The following is an 18,724-nucleotide window of genomic DNA, read 5'->3' as shown; positions in this document are numbered from 1 at the left end:
ACACACCGAACACGCGGAAAGGCCCTCTACCCACCCCGCCACGCCGAGCTGTCACCAACCTCCCTACCCACAACAGCTGGCGCTCGCTTGCTCAACCTCCGGCCGCGGGCAGTTCTCGGAGGTTGAGCAAGCCGACGAGTGAGGAACGAACTCGTCGGCGCCGACGAAACCCCGAAAGCGACCTCGGGAGCCCTGGCAAGGACGGTTGCCGGGGTGCGACCCCCCGGAGGTTGAGCAAGCCGACGAGTGAGGAACGAACTCGTCGGCGCCGACGAAACCCCGAAGGCGACCTCGGGAGCCCTGGCAGCGCCGGTTGCAGGGGCTTCGGCCTGCTCGCTGGCGCTCAGTGGAGCTCGCCGAGGTTCTCGTGGGCACTGTGGGAGACGGGCTCGATCTGGAAGGTGCAGTGGCGCACGTCGAAGTGGGCGGCGGTGCAGGCACCCAGCTCGTCGAGGATGCGCCCGACGCCGCGTTCGGCGAGGGCCTTGTCGGTGACGGTGACGTGGGCCGAGAGGGTGGCGATGCCGCTGGTGATCGTCCAGGCGTGCACGTCGTGGACGTCGACGACGCCGTCGACGTGCCGCAGGTGGTGGTCGAGGTCGTCGAGGTCGAGTCCGGCCGGGGCGATCTCGAGCAGGACGACGGTCGCATCGCGGGCCAGGATCGCCGCGCGCGGGAGGATCATCGCGGCGATGAGCAGCGAGGCGATCGAGTCCGCCTGGAGCCATCCGGTGGCCCAGATGATCACGCCGGCGACGATCGCGGTGACCGATCCGAGCAGGTCGGCCATCACCTCGTAGATCGCGCCGCGCATGTTCAGCGAGTCGGTGTCGGACCGTCTGAGAATCGTCAGCGAGACGCCGTTCGCCACGAGGCCGGCGATCGCGAACAGCACCATCGTGCCCGCCTCGACGTCCTCGGGGTCAGTGAGGCGACTGATGCCGTTCCAGGCGAGGTAGCCGCACACGACGAAGAGGACGACGGCGTTGAGCAGCGCGGCGAGCACCTCGGCCCGGTGGTACCCGAACGTCGAGCGACGCCCGGCCGGCAGGGCGGCGAGATAGGACGCGCCCAGCGCCAGGAGCACCCCGCCGGCATCGGTGGCCATGTGCGCGGCGTCGGCGAGCAGCGCCAGTGACCCGGTGACCAGGGCGCCCACGACCTCGATGACCAGCACCGAGGCGGTGACGCCGAGCACCCAGCGCAGCCGGCGCCGGTCGGCCGCACGTCCGGCGGCGTGACCACCGACGGACCCGCCGCCGTGGCCGTGCCCATGTCCGAAGCCCATGGGCTCAGGCTACGAACCGGCGAGCGCCTCGCGCCCGTGCGGCTCGAGCCAGCCGGCGGGATCGGGTCCGAGCGGCACGATGCCCGACGGGTTGATGTCGCGGTGCACGACGTAGTAGTGCTGCTTGATCTGGTCGAAGTCGATCGTCTCGCCGAACCCGGGGGTCTGGTAGAGGTCTCGGGCGTAGGCCCACAGGTTCGGCATGTCGGTGAGCCGCTGGCGGTTGCACTTGAAGTGCCCGTGGTAGACGGCGTCGAAGCGGGCCAGGGTCGTGAACAGCCGGACGTCTGCCTCGGTGATCGAGTCGCCCATCAGATAGCGCCGGGTCGCGAGCCGCTCCTCGAGCCAGTCCAGGGCCACCCACAGTCGCTCGTAGGCGGCGTCGTAGGCCTCCTGGGAACCGGCGAAACCGCAGCGGTAGACGCCGTTGTTGACCTCGGTGAAGATGCGCTTCATCACCGCGTCCATCTCCTCGCGCTGGTCGGCCGGCCACAGGTCGGGCGCGTCGGGGCGATGGAACTGCTTCCACTCGTGGAAGAGGTCGTGGGTGATCCACGGGAAGTCGTTGGTGACCAGCTTCCCGGTGGACTCCTCCACGATCGCGGGCACCGTGATTCCGCGCGGGTAGTCGGGGAAGCGCTTGAAGTAGGCCTCCTGGAGGCGCTCGATCCCGAGCACGGGGTCGCGGCCGTCGGGATCGAGGTCGAAGGTCCAGGAGCGCTCGTCGTGCACCGGTCCCGGCATCCCGAGTGAGATGACGTCCTCGAGACCGAGGAGGTTGCGCACGATGATCGCCCGGTTCGCCCAGGGGCAGGCCTTGGCGGCGATCAGCCGGTACCGGCCGGGCTCCACCGGCCACAGTTCGCCGTCGGTCGGCCCGAACTCGGGAGTCCGGGGGACGCCGTCGACGACCTCGGTGATCCGGTCGGGCACGTAGTTGGTGTCGCGGACGTACTCCTTGCCGGGCTCGACGTAGGTCGCCTCGCTCGTCGCCGGACTCGATGCATCAGCGCTCATCGACGTGCCACTCTCCATGTCTCATACCTCCTGCTGCGGCCTGACTCGACTGACGCGGTCGGGCTCAGCCGTCGATGCGCCACTCCCCGCCCTCCTTGACCAGATGGAACTCGCCCTCGTCGTTGTTGTCCTCGTTGTCGCAGCCGGTCACCTTGTACTCGACGGTCGCCTTGTCGCCGTCGACCTCCTCCTTGCCGACCTCGAACTCGCAGCCCTCGGCACGGTCGACCTCAGCGTCCTCACCCTCGAAGGCCGACGCACAATCCTTCTCGGCCTGCTTGATGGCGTCCTCGCGGCCGTCCTCGTCGGTCTCGAGCCCGCGGTTGGAGGTGTGCTCGAACGAAGCGCAGAAACCGTCGTCACGCACCGCGGAGAAAACGTCTTCGACGGTGTCCTTCGGTCCCCCGCCACCGCTGAGGAACACGAAGAGGAGCACGATCACGATGATCACCGCCACGGCGGCGCCGCCGAGGATCCCGATCAGCTTGCCGTTCACGCCCGAGGATCCTCCGCCCGGACCTCCCGGCTGCTGCTGCCACGCGGGCTGGCCGGGCTGGCCGTAGGGCGGCTGGCCGGGTGCGCCGGGCGTTCCGGGTCCGCCCGGCATCTGCTGGCCGTAGGGAGGCGTGGGGGGCGGTGCCCCGTGGGGGGCGCCGGAGTGGGGGACGCCGGGCGCCCCGCCCGCGCCAGGGAAGGGTGCGCCCTGTGGCGCGATCCGGGTGACGTCGGCCGGAGCGTCAGCGGACGAGCCCCTGTCGGAGTCGGCGCCCTTGTCGAGACTCGGTGACCCCGAGGAAGGAGCCGCCGGGGACGGGCCCCCCGGGGCGACCCGGGTCGGCTCGGCGTGCAGGTCGGGTCCTTGCTCTGGGCGACCAGTGCCACCAGCGCCGGCGGCGCCGCCGGTTCCACTCTCGGGAGCCCCCGGGCCGGGACGGGTCTGGTCGGTCCACTGCGAGCCGTCCCACCAGCGCTGGGCGCCCTGGCCGTCGTCGTACCAACCTGGAGGGGTGCTGCCGTGCGTCATGGGGGGCTCCTCGCGATGCTCTCAGTGGCCGAACAAGGTGCTCAGCCGACGGTGCGTTGTCGGCATCGTTCCATGTGCCGGGTGTTCCACACTTCGCCCAGCGAGAGGAACCACTCCCGGGCTACCTCACTCGGTGGGGAAGTCCGTGGGGAAGTCGGTCGGGAAGTCCGTCGGCAGATCGGAGAGGAAGTCGGTCGGGAAGTCCGTCGGCAGGTCGGACAGGTAGTCGCTGGGGAAGTCCGTGGGCAGCTCGGTCGGCAGGTCTGTGGGCAGCTCGGTCGGCAGGTCCGTCGGAAGCTCGGTCGGCACCTCCGCGGTCGGCGCGTCGCCGGTGGCGCCCCCCTCCTCAGCATCTTCGTCGAAGGCGGTGATCAGCCAGTCGCCACCCTCCTTGGTCAGTTTGAAGGGGATCACCTGCGACTCGCCCTCGAAGGTTCCGGTCACGTCGACCGTCGCCGAGTCGCCGTCAACCTCCGCCTCGCCCACCGAGTACTCGATCTCCTCCGGGGGAGCGATCGAGTCCTCCTCGCACTGCGCCTCGATGTCACTCTTGAGGTCGCCGGTTGTCAGCGCTGCCGCGGCGTCGCAGTCCTGGTCCTTGGCGGCGTCGATGAAGTTCTGGACGGTCTCGGTAGCGGCGGCGGCCTCGTCGCCCTCATCGCCGTCCTTGTCGTCGCCTCCGTTGAGCACCAGGATCAACACCACGGCGATCACGGCGAGGGCCACGACACCGCCGACGATCCCGAGGATGAGGCCGGTCTTCTTCTTCGGCGGCTGGCCGTACTGACCCGGGCCACCGTACTGGCCCGGCTGCCCGTACTGACCGGGCTGCCCCGGCTGCCCGGGCTGGCCGTAGCCGCCCTGATGCGCTCCGTACTGCCCCTGCTGGCCGCCGGGCTGACCGTACTGGCCGGGCTGGCCCGACCCACCCTGACCGGACTGCCCGGCCGGCGCCCACTGGCTACCGTCCCACCACCGCTGGCCGCCCTGACCGTCGTCGTACCAGCCGGGAGGGGTCGTGTTGCTCATCGGATCTCCTGCGAGGGGGTAGGCGTGTCTGTGGGCTCGCGCGGCGACGTCACCGGATCTGTGCCGGAGGACGTCGACGCGATAGGCGTACGGGCAGTCTCCCTCAGAGCGACCGCCCGCGCGAAATGACTACCCGGCGCCGCAGGATCCCAATCGCTCCTCGCGCCCTCCCGTCAGCGCAGTGACGCCGCCACCTCGAGCAGCCGGTCACCGGCCTCGACCTCGCCGATCGAGACCCGGACGCCGTCGCCCTGGAACGGCCTGACGGTCAGTCCCGCAGCATCGGCGGCCGCGGCGAACTCGGCGGCACGCTCGCCGATCGGGAACCACACGAAGTTCCCCTGGGCCTCCGGGATCTCCCAGCCCTGCTCGAGCAGGGCGTCGCGGATCCGCGTGCGCTCCACGACCAGCGCCTCGACCCGCTCGAGCAGCTCGCTCTCGCGTTCGAGCGAGGCGACCGCGGCGGCCTGGGCGACCGCCGAGATACCGAAGGGCAGGGACACCGCGCGCAGCGCCGCGGCGATCGGCGCGGGAGCGACGGCGTAGCCGACCCGGAAGCCGGCGAGCCCGTAGGCCTTGGAGAAGGTGCGGAACAGGACGACATTGGGGTGGGCCCGGTAGGTCGCGAGGCCGTCGACCGCGTCATCCATCCGGACGAACTCGACATAGGCCTCGTCGATCACCACCACGACGTCCTCGGGCACCTTGGCGAGGAAGTCGTCGAGCTCGGTCTGGGTGAGCGCGGGACCCGTGGGGTTGTTAGGGGTGCAGAGCATCACGATGCGGGTGCGGTCGGTGATCGCGGCCGCCATCGCATCGAGGTCGTGCCGGCCGTCGGCGGTCACGGAGACCTGCACCGAGGTGGCGCCGGCCGCGGTGATCGCGATCGGATAGGCCTCGAAGGAGCGCCAGGCGTAGACCACCTCGTCGCCCGGCTCACAGAAGGCGTTGACGAGCTGATAGATCAGCGCGACCGACCCCGTGCCGGTGGCCAGGTCGGCGGCCGGGACGCCGAGCCGCTCCGACAGTGCGGCGTACAGCTCGGCGCTGCCCATGTCGGGATAGCGGTTCATCGCCGCGGCGGCGACGCCGGCCGCCTCGACCACTCCCGGCAGCGGCGGGTAGGGGTTCTCGTTGCTCGACAGCTTGTACGCCGTCATCCCGGGTCGGACCGTCGGGGGCCGGCCGGGGACGTAGGCGGGGATCCGGGTGACGTTCTCGCGCGGCTGCGGGTGGGCCATGGGGTGAGGCTAGTGCGTCTCTCCCGCGGCCGCCCCAGCCGTCGGCGGACGACGTCGTCGCCACGGCCGTAGGACCAGCGCGAGCACGATCCCGACTCCGACGCCGATCGCCGCACCGGTGACGTTGTCGATGATGTCGGTGACGTCGCAGGCCCGGTCGAGGCGGGCGAGCGCGAGCTGGGTCCACTCGATGCCTACCGAGTAGGCGGCGAGCAACGCGAAGCCGACCGGCACGGTGAGGAAGGCCGCCTTGCCCCAGCGGGACGCGGCGACGACCAGGAAGGTACCGGCCGGGACGAAGACGACGGCGTTCAGGAGTCGCTGGCCGCCGGAGAAGATCCAGAAGCCGTCGGGCGCCGGGCCGCCGATGTCCCACGAGCAGGTCTCGAGCCGGCCCTCCGCCGGCACGAGACCCGGGGCGCCGTCGGCCGGCAGCAGGGTGATCAGGCCGATGATGGCGATCGACCAGAGCAGGCCGGCGATCGCGAGGGCCGCCACCGGGCCGGTGCGGCGCACCAGGGCCAGCGCGAGCAGCGCGCACAGCACCCCGCCGATGGCGACGCCGGCGAGCATGACGCCCACGCCACCTACCGGAAACACTCACCCGAGGCTACCGACTGCAGCCAGCCACCGGGGTCGCCGGGCAGTCCCTGGCTCATAGCAGCGTGAGGCCGAAGCGACCCGCGGCGCGGGCCAGGGCGGGCTGCAAGAACGGTTCGGACAACGCACGGTCGCTGGACGGCGCGCCGGGCAACGCGTCGAGGGCGCGCTCGTAGAGCACGATCGAACGCCCGGGCGGCAGCACGCTGGAGGACCATACGAGGCCGTCGAGGTCGGGGTAGGCGCAGTGGATCGCGCGCGACCAAGCTCGCGCGGTCCCCCGCGCGCCGGAGATCAGGGCAGCATTGCCGCCGGCCCGCGACACCCAGTCCGCATCCGAGAGCCGCAGCAGCCGAAGCGCCCGGGTCGGCTTCCACAGCACGTATCGAGGCCCGTCGGTGCGCCGGTCGATGACGCCGCCGCTCTGGAAGCGCTCGAGCACCGCGACCTCGAGCGGGTCGGTCACCTCACCCTCCGGGCCGGTCCACGCACCGGCGGTATAGCTCACCGCGCGCGTCGGGTGCAGACGTGCCGGCGGCGGGTGGTGGTCGAACCGCATGGACGCGACCGGGCCGTAGGCCCGGAACGTCGACCAGGTGACGGCGTAGGGCCCTTGGGAGGAGTAGATCCGGACCACGAAGTCCTCCCACGCCGCGACGTCACCGCCCTCGAGAGCCGGCAGCTCCGCAGGTGGTCGCGGGCAGCGTGTGCTCACGCCGCGACGCGAAGTCCGGTCACGAGGTCGGCGACGACCTGCGCGTCACCGCCGGCCATCAGCCACTCCACCGGGGCGACGGCTCGATCGTCGACGTCGAGGTCCGGGTTGGGGCGCGTCATGAAGCCGGCGAGGGTCATCGGGTGCACACCGGAGGCTGCGGCTGCCACCAGCCCGAGTCCTGGCAGGAGCTGATGGTCGGTGATCTGCCAGGCAGGCAGCAGGTAGCCGGTGTCGCCGCCGGGGCCCTGACCGCCCGGCATCGTCACGACCGTGCCCGCGGACACCAGTTGACGAACCCGCCCGGTCGTGACGCCCAGCGCCGTGGCTGCTTGCGCCACCGTGAGGGCCTCGTCGCGGAACCGTCGCGACCTGGCCAGACCCACCGCGACCTGAGCCGCGCCCGACGGGTCGTCGGGTGGGCCGTCCAGGGAGATGCCGGCGTGGCGCAGCGCGTCGTGCTCGGCCTGGGGCAAGCCCGCCGAGGCATCGGCGACGTCGACGGCGGAGTCGGCCAGGGACGCGAGGAGGTCCTCGGCCGGCATCCCGAACCGGGAAGCCGTGCGCTGAAGGAGGGACTCGCGCACGAAGATCGTCGTCAGTCCCTGCTCGAGAAGGTCGGCACCCACCGACTGCCAGGTCTCCCCGTCGGAGGCCTGTACCCGGAGGAGCACCGCGCCCAGATCGTCCTTGATCTCGACGATGACGTCGACGGTGGCCGCGTCGGGGCGGTGCACGGCCTGGGGGGCGGTGGCCGCCGACCGATCCCGGAATGCCGCCGTGTCGAGGCGAATCTTCGCCATCTCGCTCCTCAGCCTGCCTTCGAGACCCGCTAACCCTTACTAACACTCGATAATACTCGTTAGCACTGGCGGGGCAAGCGGGCCGGATCAGGCCATCAGGCCGACCATCAGGTTGGTCATCATCGGGGCGAGGACGTCGGCCTCGGGATGGTCGACGACGAGGTGGAACCCGGACTGCTCGAGCATCACGTAGCCGTGCAGGGCGGTCCACAGCTGCCCGGCGACGGCGTCGGGGCTGCCCTGGCGCAGGACGCCGGCGTCCATCGCACGCTGCACGCCCGCGACGAGGTTGCCGAACGCCACCAGCCCGATCTCGCGCTCCTCGCGATTCAACCCGTAGCCGCCCAGGCTCGTGGTGCCGAACATGACGGCGTACATGTGCGGATGCTCCAGGGCGTGCCGGCGGTAGGACTCCCCTAAGGCGACCAGGTCCTGGAGGGGGTCGTCGGTGATCGGCACCTCGCCCATCCGCCGGTCCAGGCGCGCGAAGCCGTCACCCACGATCGCCCGGACCAGGCCGGGCATCCCGCCGAAGTGCGTGTAGACGGCCATGGTCGAGGTGCCGGCGTCGCGGGTCACCCGGCGAGCCGTCAGCGCGGAGGGCCCCTCCTCGGCCAGGACGTCGGTCGCGACCTCGATCAGACGCCGGCGCAGCGCCGCCCGCTCGTCGTCCGGCGAGGTCTCCGGAGGTGGTACAGACACCCTTGCGGTCCTCCCTATAACGCCGTTATCGTCGAATCGATCACAATGTTATGACACCTGCATTCACCACTGGCGACGGGCGAGGAGGGGCGATGAACCGCTACCTGGACGACGACTTCGCCCCGGTTCCCGAAGAGCTCACGGCCCTCGACCTCGACATCACCGGCACGCTTCCAGATCATCTCGACGGCCGCTACCTCCGCATCGGACCGAATCCGGCCATCGACCCCGGCGAGAGCTACCACTGGTTCCTCGGCGAGGGCATGGTGCACGGCGTCCGGCTCGAGGAGGGCCGCGCCCGGTGGTATCGCAACCGCTGGGTGCGACCCCGCTCCGGCGACTTCGCACCCAACACCAACGTGCTCAGCCACGCGGGGCGCACGATGGCGCTCGTGGAGGCCGGCTCTCCGCCGTACGAGCTCGACGAGGAGCTCGACACACTCGGCAGGTGCGGCTTCGCCGGCGACCTGCGGGCCGGCTACACCGCGCACCCGCACGAGGACCCCGCCACCGGCGAGCTGCACGCGATCTCCTACTCCTGGACGCGCGGCAACCGGGTCGACTACTCCGTGCTCGGCGCCGACGGCCGCCTGCGCCATCAGGCCGAGGTCGAGGTCCACGGCAGCCCGATGATGCACGACTGCGCTCTCACCGAGCACTACGTCGTCCTCTACGACCTGCCGGTCACCTTCGACGTCGACATGGCGCTGGGCGACGTGCCCCGGCCGGCGCGGCCAGCGGTGCGCTTCGTGCTCAACCGGATCATCGGCCGCAACCCGGCGCCCGACCGCATCGTGGACCTGATGGCGCGCGGCCAGGGCGCACCGACGCAGCTGCCCTACTCCTGGAACGCCGACTACCCGGCGCGGATCGGCCTGCTGCCCCGCGAGGCCTCGTCGGTTGCCGGCCCGGCACCGGTGCGCTGGTTCGACATCGACCCGTGCTTCGTCTTCCACACCCTCAACGCCTTCGAGGACCCCGACACCGGCGAGGTCGTCATCGACGTCGTGCGCCACGACAAGATGTTCGCCACCCGTTTCGACGGACCGGACGAGGGGCCCGCGTCGCTGGTGCGCTTCACCCTCGACCTCACCTCGGGCAAGGCGCGCGAGCACCGCTACGACGAGCACGCCCAGGAGTTCCCGCGCTGCGACGAGCGGCGCACGGGGCGCCGTCATCGCTACGGGTACAGCGTCGGATTCACCGGCGAGCGCCTCGGCGACAGCATCCTCAAGCACGACACCGTGGCCGGCACCACCCAGGAGCGACGGCTGGGCGCCGGACGAGGGGCCGGCGAGTTCGTGTTCGTGCCGAACTCGCCCGACTCCCTCACCGACCCCGAGGACGCCGGGGTCCTGATGGGCTACGTGCTGGACCGCTCCAGCGGACTCAGCGACCTGGTCGTGCTCGACGCCGCCACGCTCGAGGACGTCGCCACCGTGCACCTCCCGGGCCGGGTGCCGGCCGGGTTCCACGGCAACTGGGCGCCGACCTGAGGCGCCCAGGATGAGGCTTCCCGGTCGGTATCACGCATCTCCCGGGAGGGCCGCGGCCTAGTGCGGCGCCAGGACCACCTGTGCACCGCCGGTGAGGGGGAGGTCGCGACCCAGCGTGATATCGACCGGGTTGGTCAGGCACCGGATGGAGCCGCCGCCCTTGTGGAACTCCGAGACGTCGACCAGCACGACCTCGAAGCCCCACGCTTCGAGCCGAGCGCGGACGCGGTCGGGGCAGGCCGGCATCACCACGGTGCGGCCGACCACCACGGAGTTGGCGCAGAACGTCGAGAGCGCCTCCTCCTCGGTGAGCACGAGCGGCTCGGGCACCAGGTCGAGCAGGGCGGCGGCCGAGGGCGCGTCGAGGGCACTGGGGCACACGAGCGCGCGGCGCTCGTCGAGGGGACAGAAGGCGAGGTCGAGGTGGTACATGCCCGGGTGGGTGATCCGCAGTCCGCGCACGCGGATGCCCAGCTCGGCGGCCAGGTGCTTGAGCGCGAGCTCCTCGGTGCGCGGCCCGTAGCCCACCACGAGAGCATCGCCGAAGGGGAACGCGTCGCCGGCCTCGAAGTGCGCGCCGACCCCGTCGCGGCCGATCAGCGAGGTGGTCCACCCGTGCTCGACGAGCCAGTCGCGGGCCGAGTCGGTCTCCATCCGCCGTTGCGGGAAACGCATGTGGGAGAGCACCGCCTTGCGCTCCCCGCCGGACCGCACGCCGAGCCCGAGGTTCATCGCATAGACCATGTCGGGCGCATCGGCCCGCTGCGGCAGCACGTCGACGACGGCGCCGAGCCCACGCAGGGTGGCGACCAGCGCGTCCCACTGCTCACGCACCCGCACCGGATCGGGCTGGTCGGCCAGATCCATGAACGGGTTGATGACGTAGTCGACCCGGAAGTGGGCGGGTTCGACGGCCAGGTAGTGCCTGCCCCAGGCCAGTTCGCCCGTCAGTTCCCCCGCCAGCTCAGGCATGGCTGGTTCACTCATCGGCTCGCCTCCCCATCTCACATATCCCACGTAGCCGGTCTCAGAATTGTCAGACAACCTGACAAGGATATGGTGGCGTACGGGGACGCCACACACAAGCGGACGCGATCGACCGGTGCAGGCGACCGGCACAGGACTGGGAGAATCGGGCCATGAGCAGCAGCAGCGCCGCGGCGGACGGACCGTTCGGGTCGCTGCACCTCGAGCACACCTCGACGGTCGAGCGCACCGCCGAGGAGCTGCGGCGCGCGATCTTCGAAGGTGACATCGAGAGCGGTACCGCCCTGCGCGAGGTCGCGCTGGCCGAGTCGCTCGGCGTCTCCCGGCCCACGGTCCGCGAGGCGCTCGGCATCCTGGTCGCCGAGGGGCTGGCCACCCGCGAGCCCCACCGCGGCGTCCACGTCTCGACACCCGAGGCCGACTCGGTCCGCGACGTCTGCCGGGCTCGCTGGGTGCTGGAGGGTGCCGGCGTCCGACGCTGGCGCGAGGCCGATCCGGATCTGCGCAACGCCGTGCACGAGGCCCTGCGCGCCTACACCGACGCCGTCGCCGCCGAGGACACCTATCAGGCGCTCAACTCCCTGCACCTGGCCTTCCACGTGTCGCTGGTCGGCCTCACCGGCAGCCCACGGCTGGTCGCGATGGCCGAGAACCTCGTGCTGGAGCTCAAGCTGGCCCTCGCCCAGGTCGAGCGGATAGCCCGCAACGCCCACGACCAGGCCGACACCCACATCGCGCTGGTCCGGCTCCTCGACGCCGACGACGTCGACGCCGCCCTGAGCTTCCTCCAGACCCACCTCGAGGACGCTGAGCGCTCGATCATCCGCGCCCTCGGCCACTGAGCACTGCCAGCGAGCCTTCGGAGGTTGAGCAAGCCGGAGGGCGAGGAACGAGCCTTGCCGGGGTTTCGTCTGCGCTCGCTGGCGCTCGCTTGCTCAACCTCCGGCCGCGACCAGTCCGGAGGTTGAGCAAGCCGGACGGGCGAGGAACGAGCCCGACCGGCGCCGACGAAACCTCACGACCTCACTCGCAAACGCTGGCGAGGACGGTTGCCCGCGGGTCTCGTCGGCGCTCGCCCATCCCCGGCGCGGCGAACGGGCGCGCCCGTTGCACCGGTACCTGCCAGAATCGAGCCATGCGGATCCTCCTCAGGCTGATCACGACCGCGCTCGGCGTGGCCGCCGCCGCGTGGCTGCTCGACGGCATCGAGTTCACCGGCGGACCCAAGCAGGGCTGGGACGAGGTGCAGCACAACCTGGTCCCCCTGCTGCTCGTCTCGGCGATCTTGGGAATCATCACCTCGTTCGTGAAGCCGCTGCTGACGTTCCTCTCCATCCCGCTGATCGTCCTCACCCTCGGCCTGTTCCTGCTGGTCATCAATGCCGCGATGCTCATGCTCACCGGCGCGCTGGCCGACGGCCTGGACATCCCGTTCCGGGTCGACGGCTTCTGGACGGCGGTGGGCGGCGCGGTGATCATCACGATCGTCACCTGGATCGTCGACGGTGCGGTCGGCGAGCCGATCGACGACGGTCGATGAGCCGGGTCCCCCTTCCCGCGCCGCGCCAGCCCGGGACCTACCACGTCGGCCTGGTGTGCCTGGGCAACATCTGCCGCTCGCCGATGGCCGATGTCGTGCTCTCTGCCAAGGTCGCCGAGGCCGGTCTCGACGACGTCGTCACCGTCGCGAGCTCGGGCACCGGCGGGTGGCACGTCGGCAAGCCGATGGACCCGCGCGCTGCGGCGACCCTCAGCGCCGCGGGCTACGACCCGAGCAGGCACCGGGCACAACAGTTCGCACCGTCGTGGCACGAGACCTTCGACCTGCTGCTGCCGATGGACGCCCAGAACCTCGCCGACATCCAGACCGGTGCGCGCGACTCCGGCGCCGCGCCCCGCGTGCGCCTGTTCCGCTCCCTCGACCCCGACCTGAGCGATGCCGAGGTACCGGACCCGTACTACGGTGGCGACTCCGGATTCGAGGAGGTGCTGTCGATGGTCGAGCACTCCAGCGACCTCCTCGTCGACCAGCTGCGCACGATCGTGGGTCGATGACCCGCCGACCGGCACTCGCCCGTCGCGCCGAGGCGCTGCTCGGGTCCGCGGTCGTCTCCACCGCCCCCGTGGCCGGAGGAGGACTGTCGACGGTCACCAAGCTGCGGCTGAGCAATGGCAGCACCGCTCTGATGAAGACCCACTCCCAGGCCCCGGCGGGGCTGTTCGAGCAGGAGGCGTGGGGACTGCGCTGGCTCGCCGAGGTCGAGGGCGGCGTGCACGTGCCCGAGGTCTTGGGCGTCGACCCCGAGTGCCTGCTCATCGGGTGGGTGGAGTCCGGCCGCGCGAACGCCGACGACGCCGCCGAGTTCGGTCGCCGACTCGCCGCCACCCACGCCGCGGGGGCTCCCGACTACGGCGCCGAGCGCGACGGCTTCATCGGCCCCCTCCCCCTGCCCAATCGCAGCGCCCCGACGTGGGCCGAGTTCTACGCCGTGCGCCGGCTCCTCCCCTACGCCAAGCTCGCGCACGACCGCGGCGCCCTCGACGACGACGGCGTCGCGGCGGTCGAGGCCGTCGTCCGCAGGCTGCCCGAGCTCGCCCCCGAGGAGCCGCCGTCGCGGCTGCACGGCGACCTGTGGAACGGCAACGTGCTGTGGGGGCAGGAGGGACGCGCCAGCGTGATCGACCCGGCCGCCTACGGCGGACACCGCGAGGTCGACCTGGCGATGCTCGCGCTGTTCGGGCTGCCGAACCTGCCGCGCACCCTCGAGGCCTACCACGAGGTCGCACCGCTCGCCGACGGATGGGAGGAGCGCACCGGCCTGTTCCAGCTGTTCCCGGTCCTCGTGCACGCCTGCCTGTTCGGCGGCCGCTACGGCGCCCGGGTAGCCGGGCTCGCCCGCCCCTACCTCTGATCCCGGGCCCGCGCCGCCCTCACCGCTCAGCCGCCTCTAAGGCCGACGTGCCACAGTGTGTGTCGTGTCTGCCTCCGTCAAGCCGCGCGTGCTCGTCGTCGACGACGACAAGGCGGTCCGCGAGTCCCTGCGCCGGTCCCTGGAGTTCAACGGCTACGAGGTGCACCTGGCCGGTGACGGTGCCGAGGCGTTGGCCGGCATCGCCGGCATCGCCCCCGACGTCGTCGTGATGGACGTGATGATGCCGCGGCTCGACGGCCTGGAGACCACGCGCGCACTGCGGGCAGCGGGCAACGACGTCCCGATCATCGTCCTCACCGCGCGCGACGCCGTCGGCGATCGCGTCGACGGCCTCGACGCCGGAGCCGACGACTACCTCGCCAAGCCGTTCGCCCTGCCCGAGCTCCTCGCGCGGCTCCGAGCCCTGCTGCGCCGGGCGGTGACCGTCGAGGGCGACGAGGAGGAGGTGCTCGGCTTCTCCGACCTCACCATGAACCTCGCCACCCGCGAGGTGCGACGCGGCGGGCGCGCGATCGACCTGACCCGCACCGAGTTCACCCTGCTCGAGCTGTTCCTGCGCCGCCCGCGGCGGGTGCTGGACCGTTCCTTCATCCTCGAGGAGGTGTGGGGCTACGACTTCCCCACGACCGCCAACTCGCTCGAGGTCTACGTCGGCTACCTGCGTCGCAAGACCGAGGCCGAGGGCGAGCCGCGGCTGCTGCACACCGTGCGGGGGGTCGGCTACGTCCTGAAGGAGTCGTGACCGAGGTGAACGGTCGCGCCAGACCAGAGGGATCGGACGACCCGGCGGACCCGGAGGTCATCGCCGACTCCAGCGACTCCGCAGCGAGCCAGCATCCCGGCGAGAGCGACGCGCGGTGGCACTACCGCCGCTCGCTCGCGAGCCGGGTCACCCTGCTCACCACGATGGCCGTCGGCATCGCCGTAGCGGTGCTCTCGCTCGGTGTCTACGTGACCGCCCGGATGCAGCTGCAGTCCCAGCTCGACAACTCCCTGGTCGACCGCGCGAAGGCGACGGCCCAGGTGTTGCGCTACGGCGTCGACGTCCGCCAGCCCGAGTCGCTGGCCCGCGCGTCGGGCGTCGTCGTCTACCAGGTCTTCGGTGACGGGCTCACCCGGCTCAACGATCCCAACCTGCCCTTCAGCAAGGGCTCGCCCGAGTTCGCCGTGGCCAACGGTGAGCGCAAGATGAGCATCCGCACGGTGACGGTCAACGGGATGGAGCAGCGCGTCGTCGCGGTACCGCTCACCAAGGGCAGCGCCATCGTCGTCACCCAGTCGCTCGCCGACCAGCGCGAGGTGCTCACCCGGCTCGGCGGGGTGAGCCTGCTGTTCGGCCTGCTCGGCGTCGTCGGAGCGGGCATCGCCGGCTGGGGAGTGGCTCGCAACGGACTTCGCCCGGTCCGCAGGCTCACCGCCTCGGTCGAGCACATCGCCCGCACCGAGCAGCTCGACCCGCTGCCGGTGGAGGGCGACGACGAGGTCGCGCGCCTGGCCTCGGCGTTCAACGGGATGCTCGCCTCGCTGTCGGCCTCGCGCGATCGTCAACGGCGGCTGGTCACCGACGCCGGCCACGAGCTGCGCACACCGCTCACCTCGCTGCGCACCAACGTCGACCTGCTCACCCAGGCCGACATCGACCAGAAGGCGATCGACCCCGAGGCCCGCGCCGAGCTGCTCGACGACATCAGGGCCCAGATCGACGAGCTCACCACCTTGATCGGCGACCTCACCGAGCTCGCCCGAGACGAGCCGCTCGCGCCGGTGGTCGGCGAGGTCGACCTGAGCGAGATCCTCGACATCGCGCTGGCCCGGGCGCGCCGGCGCGCGGTCGATGCGACCTTCGACGTCGAGACCGACCACTGGTACGTCGTGGGCGAGGCGGGCTCGCTGGAGCGCGCGATCACGAACCTGCTCGACAATGCGGCGAAGTGGAGCCCGGCCGGCGGCACGATCACCGTGCGCCTGAGCGCGGGCGACGGCGTCGGCGTCCTCACCGTCGACGACGAGGGCCCCGGGATCAGTCCCGAGGCTCGGGAGCGGGTCTTCGACCGCTTCTGGCGGGCGGAGGAGTCCCGGTCGATGACCGGCTCCGGGCTCGGGCTCTCGATCGTGCGGCAGGTGGTCGAAAGACACTCGGGGTCGGCCACCGCGACCGAGGCTCCGGGTGGGGGTGCGAGGCTGATGCTCGTGTTCCCAGGGAGATCCGATGCGTAGAAGTCTCGTTCCGGCCGTGGTGCCGGCCGTGGTGGCGGCCTGCCTGCTCGGGCTGACGGCGTGCTCCGACGACGAGCCCGACGAGCCCACCGCGTCGCGCACGCCGTTGCCGACCGACGCCCCGGACCTGTGGAATCCGTGCGACGGGCTCGACGCCTCGGCGGTGTCGCAGGCCTTCGGCACCACGTTCGACACCCGCACCGGCACACCCGAGGCGCCGCTGTGCTCCTTCACCCCCCAGGCCGAGGGGGACCCGGCGCTCGACGTCAACTACCAGCTCTATCCCGGCACCCTGGACGACCTCATGGAGTCGTTCGGCGTGCTCACCGAGGGCGCCACGACGAAGGTCACGACGCCGAAGGTCCCCCAGGCCGACGACGTCCGGATGATCGTCGACGTCACCGACGACGACACCCTCGCCGTCACCGCGTTCGTGCAGAACGGCGACCTGGTGCAGGTGGTCAACGCCCTCGACCCCACCCCGTTCAAGCGCGACCGTGTGGTGCGGGGCGTGCGATCAGTGATCACCGCTCTCGCCACCCACGCCGCCAACTCGGACCTGGCCGGAGGCTGAGCAAGCGGGCGTCGCCCACGCCGGAGGTTGAGCAAGCGACCGCCAGCCACCGCCGGAGGTCGAGCAAACGAGCGCCAGCCACCGCCGGAGGTTGAGCAAGCGAGCGCCAGCGAGCGCCGACGAAACCCCGGCAACCCGCCCTGCCAACGCCCCCGAGGAGGCTCACGAGGTTCGTCGGCGCGAGCCGGGCTCGTTCCTCGCCCGTCCCGCTTGCTCAACCTCCGGGTGCGTCCATCGCCCGCAGCAGCCGCTCGGCCTTGAGCCGCGACTCCTCCCACTCCTCGCCGAGATCGGAGAGCACGGTGATGCCTCCTCCGGTGCCGAGTCGGTAGCGACCGCTCCCGTCGGTGGTCAGACTGCGGATGATCACGCCGAGGTCGGCCCGGCCGTCGGCGGCCAGCCAGCCGAACGCGCCCGAGTAGGCCCCGCGCGGCGTCGCCTCGACCTCCTCGATCACCTGCATGGTGCGCAGCTTCGGCGCTCCGGTCATCGAGCCGGCGGGGAAGAGCGCGCGCAACGCGGCAATCGTCGTGACGTCGGAGCGCAGCCGACCGCGAACGGTGGACACGAGCTGGTGCACGGTCTCGTAGGACTCCACCGCCATCAGGGAGGGCACCTCGACGCTGCCGACCTCGCACACCTGGGCGAGGTCGTTGCGCAGCAGGTCGACGATCATCAGGTTCTCCGCGCGGTACTTGGCGTCGGTGGCGAGCAGCTCGCGCTGCGCGGCGTCCTCGTCGAGGGTCGACCCGCGCGGCGTCGTCCCCTTGATGGGCTTGGTCTCCAGCATCCGCTCGGCGGTGATCGTGGCGTAGCGCTCGGGGCTGGAGGCGAGCAGCCAGGCCCGGCCACCGTCGACGTCGTGCTGGAGGAAGCCCGCGTACGGCGCGGGGTTGAGCGCGCGGAGCCGGAGGTAGGTCGCCGCCGGGCCGTCCGGGCGTGCGGGACCGTCCAGGTCGCGCCGGTAGGTGAGGTTGACCTCGTAGGTGTTCCCGGCGTGCAGGTGCTCCTGGACCCGGGCGAACGCGGAGGCATAGCCGGGATCGACCGCCGCAGCGGCGGCGGGGGCAGGCGCGATGCCGCCGCGGGCGAGGGCCTCGTCGTGCTCGTACATCCGCACGTGCGAGGGGCGCATCCACACGGCATCGGGGAGAGCCGGATCGGGCAGCGCCGGAAGGTCGGGCCGCGCGGCGTAGCCGAGATATCCGAACCACTGACCCTCGCCGTCGGCCAGCTCGCGATCGAGGGCGTCGAAGATGTCGTCGCCGACCACGTCACCGCGCCCACCGGTCCAGCGGGTGACTTCGCGGCGCGAGGCGGAGTAGGTGAGCGAGACGTCGTCGTCCTCGAGCCAGCCGAGGATCGAACGTCGCCCCGACCACTCGCGTGCGCCACCGCCGTCGAGCCAGAAGCAGCGTGGCCGCGCGGCTGCCACGGCGGCGAACTCCTCGGCGACGTCCGCCGATCGAGCGCTCATCGGACGCCGTCCAGGAAGTTGGCGACCAGCGCGGCGCCGTGCTCGGACAGGATCGACTCCGGGTGGAACTGCACGCCCTCCAACGGCAGCTCGCGGTGGCGCACGCCCATCACCACGCCGTCATCCGACCGCGCGGACACCTCGAGGACGTCGGGCACCGCCACCGCCGCCAGCGAGTGGTAGCGGACGGCGGCGAACCCGTCGGCGAGGCCGGTGAGCACGCCCCGCCCGTCGTGCTCGATCCGCGCCACCTCGCCGTGCGCGGGCCGGACCCGCTCGACCCGGCCGCCGAACGCCGTGACGAGGCCCTGCATCCCCAGGCACACGCCGAGCACCGGTCGCGTCGCCGCGGCCAGGACGGCGCGGCCGACCGCGAAGTCCGCCGGATCGTCGGGGTGGCCGGGCCCGGGTGAGAGCACCACGTGGGAGAAGGCCAGGACGGTGGCGGCCTCGACGTCGTCGTGCTGCACCACGACCGGCAGCGCGCCGGTGACCCCGGCGACCAGATGCACCAGGTTCCAGGTGTAGGAGTCGTGGTGATCGACCACCACGACGTCCCGCCGCCGGCTCACGCGAGGCGACACTAACGAATGTCTTTCCGAATGGGTTCAAACACACCCA

General features: G+C 71.5%; 20 protein-coding genes. 8 read left to right on the top strand and 12 right to left on the bottom strand.

Translation table 11 applies throughout. From position 1 onward, the window contains the following. Positions 1–343: 343 nt before the first annotated feature. The 9 genes from WMR31_RS11995 to WMR31_RS11955 form a co-directional block, all read right to left on the bottom strand. Complete coding sequence (locus WMR31_RS11995) at positions 344–1,288, bottom strand: cation diffusion facilitator family transporter (RefSeq protein ID WP_340539065.1); 945 nt, start codon at positions 1,286–1,288, stop codon at positions 344–346. A gap of 9 nt (positions 1,289–1,297) precedes the next feature. Then, positions 1,298–2,305, bottom strand: coding sequence for a glutathione S-transferase family protein (locus WMR31_RS11990; protein WP_340539064.1), 1,008 nt, complete (start codon positions 2,303–2,305; stop codon positions 1,298–1,300). Between the two features lie 64 nt (positions 2,306–2,369). Further along, complete coding sequence (locus tag WMR31_RS11985) at positions 2,370–3,329, bottom strand: DUF2510 domain-containing protein (RefSeq protein ID WP_340539063.1); 960 nt, start codon at positions 3,327–3,329, stop codon at positions 2,370–2,372. Between the two features lie 126 nt (positions 3,330–3,455). Then, positions 3,456–4,358: an Rv0361 family membrane protein gene (locus tag WMR31_RS11980; RefSeq protein ID WP_340539062.1), complete on the bottom strand. Its 903-nt coding sequence runs from the start codon at positions 4,356–4,358 to the stop codon at positions 3,456–3,458. Between the two features lie 173 nt (positions 4,359–4,531). Continuing rightward, entirely contained in the window at positions 4,532–5,599 is a 1,068-nt protein-coding gene (gene hisC / locus WMR31_RS11975) for a histidinol-phosphate transaminase (RefSeq protein WP_340539061.1), read from the bottom strand. A gap of 9 nt (positions 5,600–5,608) precedes the next feature. Beyond that, the gene (locus WMR31_RS11970) at positions 5,609–6,199 is read right to left on the bottom strand and encodes a VanZ family protein (RefSeq protein WP_340539060.1); all 591 of its coding nucleotides are present in this window, start codon (positions 6,197–6,199) and stop codon (positions 5,609–5,611) included. Positions 6,200–6,254: 55 nt separating this feature from the next. Continuing rightward, positions 6,255–6,914, bottom strand: a complete 660-nt coding sequence (locus tag WMR31_RS11965; protein ID WP_340539059.1) for an RES family NAD+ phosphorylase — start codon at positions 6,912–6,914, stop codon at positions 6,255–6,257. Continuing rightward, the gene (locus WMR31_RS11960; protein WP_340539058.1) at positions 6,911–7,717 is read right to left on the bottom strand and encodes a hypothetical protein; all 807 of its coding nucleotides are present in this window, start codon (positions 7,715–7,717) and stop codon (positions 6,911–6,913) included. The genes WMR31_RS11965 and WMR31_RS11960 overlap by 4 nt, the downstream gene beginning before the upstream one ends. A gap of 87 nt (positions 7,718–7,804) precedes the next feature. Beyond that, positions 7,805–8,419, bottom strand: coding sequence for a TetR/AcrR family transcriptional regulator (locus tag WMR31_RS11955; protein WP_340539057.1), 615 nt, complete (start codon positions 8,417–8,419; stop codon positions 7,805–7,807). Between the two features lie 92 nt (positions 8,420–8,511). On the opposite strand from WMR31_RS11955, the gene WMR31_RS11950 reads away from it, so the two are divergent. Beyond that, complete coding sequence (locus WMR31_RS11950) at positions 8,512–9,915, top strand: carotenoid oxygenase family protein (RefSeq protein ID WP_340539056.1); 1,404 nt, start codon at positions 8,512–8,514, stop codon at positions 9,913–9,915. A 57-nt stretch (positions 9,916–9,972) separates the two neighbouring features. On the opposite strand, the gene WMR31_RS11945 is transcribed toward WMR31_RS11950, so the two are convergent. Further along, positions 9,973–10,902: a dimethylarginine dimethylaminohydrolase family protein gene (locus WMR31_RS11945; RefSeq protein WP_340539055.1), complete on the bottom strand. Its 930-nt coding sequence runs from the start codon at positions 10,900–10,902 to the stop codon at positions 9,973–9,975. Between the two features lie 152 nt (positions 10,903–11,054). Between WMR31_RS11945 and WMR31_RS11940 the strand changes: the two genes are divergently transcribed. The 7 genes from WMR31_RS11940 to WMR31_RS11910 all read left to right on the top strand — a co-directional run bounded on the left by WMR31_RS11940 (position 11,055) and on the right by WMR31_RS11910 (position 16,626). After that, positions 11,055–11,744 carry a GntR family transcriptional regulator gene (locus WMR31_RS11940; RefSeq protein ID WP_340539054.1) on the top strand — a complete coding sequence of 230 codons (690 nt, stop codon included), beginning with the start codon at positions 11,055–11,057 and terminating at the stop codon, positions 11,742–11,744. 293 nt (positions 11,745–12,037) lie between these two features. Further along, positions 12,038–12,442: a phage holin family protein gene (locus WMR31_RS11935; protein ID WP_340539053.1), complete on the top strand. Its 405-nt coding sequence runs from the start codon at positions 12,038–12,040 to the stop codon at positions 12,440–12,442. Continuing rightward, positions 12,439–12,957, top strand: a complete 519-nt coding sequence (locus WMR31_RS11930) for a low molecular weight protein-tyrosine-phosphatase (RefSeq protein WP_340539052.1) — start codon at positions 12,439–12,441, stop codon at positions 12,955–12,957. Before WMR31_RS11935 ends, WMR31_RS11930 begins: the two co-directional genes overlap by 4 nt. Next, the gene (locus WMR31_RS11925; protein WP_340539051.1) at positions 12,954–13,814 is read left to right on the top strand and encodes a fructosamine kinase family protein; all 861 of its coding nucleotides are present in this window, start codon (positions 12,954–12,956) and stop codon (positions 13,812–13,814) included. The genes WMR31_RS11930 and WMR31_RS11925 overlap by 4 nt, the downstream gene beginning before the upstream one ends. A 64-nt stretch (positions 13,815–13,878) precedes the next feature. After that, entirely contained in the window at positions 13,879–14,577 is a 699-nt protein-coding gene (locus WMR31_RS11920; RefSeq protein WP_340539050.1) for a response regulator transcription factor, read from the top strand. Further along, positions 14,574–16,052, top strand: coding sequence for a HAMP domain-containing sensor histidine kinase (locus tag WMR31_RS11915; protein WP_340539049.1), 1,479 nt, complete (start codon positions 14,574–14,576; stop codon positions 16,050–16,052). Before WMR31_RS11920 ends, WMR31_RS11915 begins: the two co-directional genes overlap by 4 nt. Next, positions 16,045–16,626: a hypothetical protein gene (locus WMR31_RS11910; protein WP_340539048.1), complete on the top strand. Its 582-nt coding sequence runs from the start codon at positions 16,045–16,047 to the stop codon at positions 16,624–16,626. The genes WMR31_RS11915 and WMR31_RS11910 overlap by 8 nt, the downstream gene beginning before the upstream one ends. 214 nt (positions 16,627–16,840) lie before the next feature. Here the strand turns inward: WMR31_RS11910 and WMR31_RS11905 are convergent, their stop codons facing one another. After that, complete coding sequence (locus WMR31_RS11905; RefSeq protein WP_340539047.1) at positions 16,841–18,103, bottom strand: anthranilate synthase component I family protein; 1,263 nt, start codon at positions 18,101–18,103, stop codon at positions 16,841–16,843. Beyond that, positions 18,100–18,675, bottom strand: coding sequence for an anthranilate synthase component II (locus WMR31_RS11900; protein ID WP_340539046.1), 576 nt, complete (start codon positions 18,673–18,675; stop codon positions 18,100–18,102). Before WMR31_RS11900 ends, WMR31_RS11905 begins: the two co-directional genes overlap by 4 nt. Between the last annotated feature and the right edge of the window lie 49 nt (positions 18,676–18,724).

This window comes from Nocardioides epinepheli, from assembly GCF_037936805.1.
GTDB lineage: Bacteria > Actinomycetota > Actinomycetes > Propionibacteriales > Nocardioidaceae > Nocardioides.
This window is presented reverse-complemented; position numbering and strand designations above follow the sequence as displayed.

Coding starts and splice junctions, on each gene's coding strand:
- WMR31_RS11960 (WP_340539058.1), bottom strand. CDS start 7,717: ATGGCGAAGATTCGCCTCGACACGGCGGCATTCCGGGATCGGTCGGCG.
- WMR31_RS11980 (WP_340539062.1), bottom strand. CDS start 4,358: ATGAGCAACACGACCCCTCCCGGCTGGTACGACGACGGTCAGGGCGGC.
- WMR31_RS11925 (WP_340539051.1), top strand. CDS start 12,954: ATGACCCGCCGACCGGCACTCGCCCGTCGCGCCGAGGCGCTGCTCGGG.
- WMR31_RS11910 (WP_340539048.1), top strand. CDS start 16,045: ATGCGTAGAAGTCTCGTTCCGGCCGTGGTGCCGGCCGTGGTGGCGGCC.
- WMR31_RS11905 (WP_340539047.1), bottom strand. CDS start 18,103: ATGAGCGCTCGATCGGCGGACGTCGCCGAGGAGTTCGCCGCCGTGGCA.
- WMR31_RS11935 (WP_340539053.1), top strand. CDS start 12,038: ATGCGGATCCTCCTCAGGCTGATCACGACCGCGCTCGGCGTGGCCGCC.
- WMR31_RS11945 (WP_340539055.1), bottom strand. CDS start 10,902: ATGAGTGAACCAGCCATGCCTGAGCTGGCGGGGGAACTGACGGGCGAA.
- WMR31_RS11990 (WP_340539064.1), bottom strand. CDS start 2,305: ATGAGCGCTGATGCATCGAGTCCGGCGACGAGCGAGGCGACCTACGTC.
- hisC (WP_340539061.1), bottom strand. CDS start 5,599: ATGGCCCACCCGCAGCCGCGCGAGAACGTCACCCGGATCCCCGCCTAC.
- WMR31_RS11985 (WP_340539063.1), bottom strand. CDS start 3,329: ATGACGCACGGCAGCACCCCTCCAGGTTGGTACGACGACGGCCAGGGC.
- WMR31_RS11950 (WP_340539056.1), top strand. CDS start 8,512: ATGAACCGCTACCTGGACGACGACTTCGCCCCGGTTCCCGAAGAGCTC.
- WMR31_RS11930 (WP_340539052.1), top strand. CDS start 12,439: ATGAGCCGGGTCCCCCTTCCCGCGCCGCGCCAGCCCGGGACCTACCAC.
- WMR31_RS11940 (WP_340539054.1), top strand. CDS start 11,055: ATGAGCAGCAGCAGCGCCGCGGCGGACGGACCGTTCGGGTCGCTGCAC.
- WMR31_RS11995 (WP_340539065.1), bottom strand. CDS start 1,288: ATGGGCTTCGGACATGGGCACGGCCACGGCGGCGGGTCCGTCGGTGGT.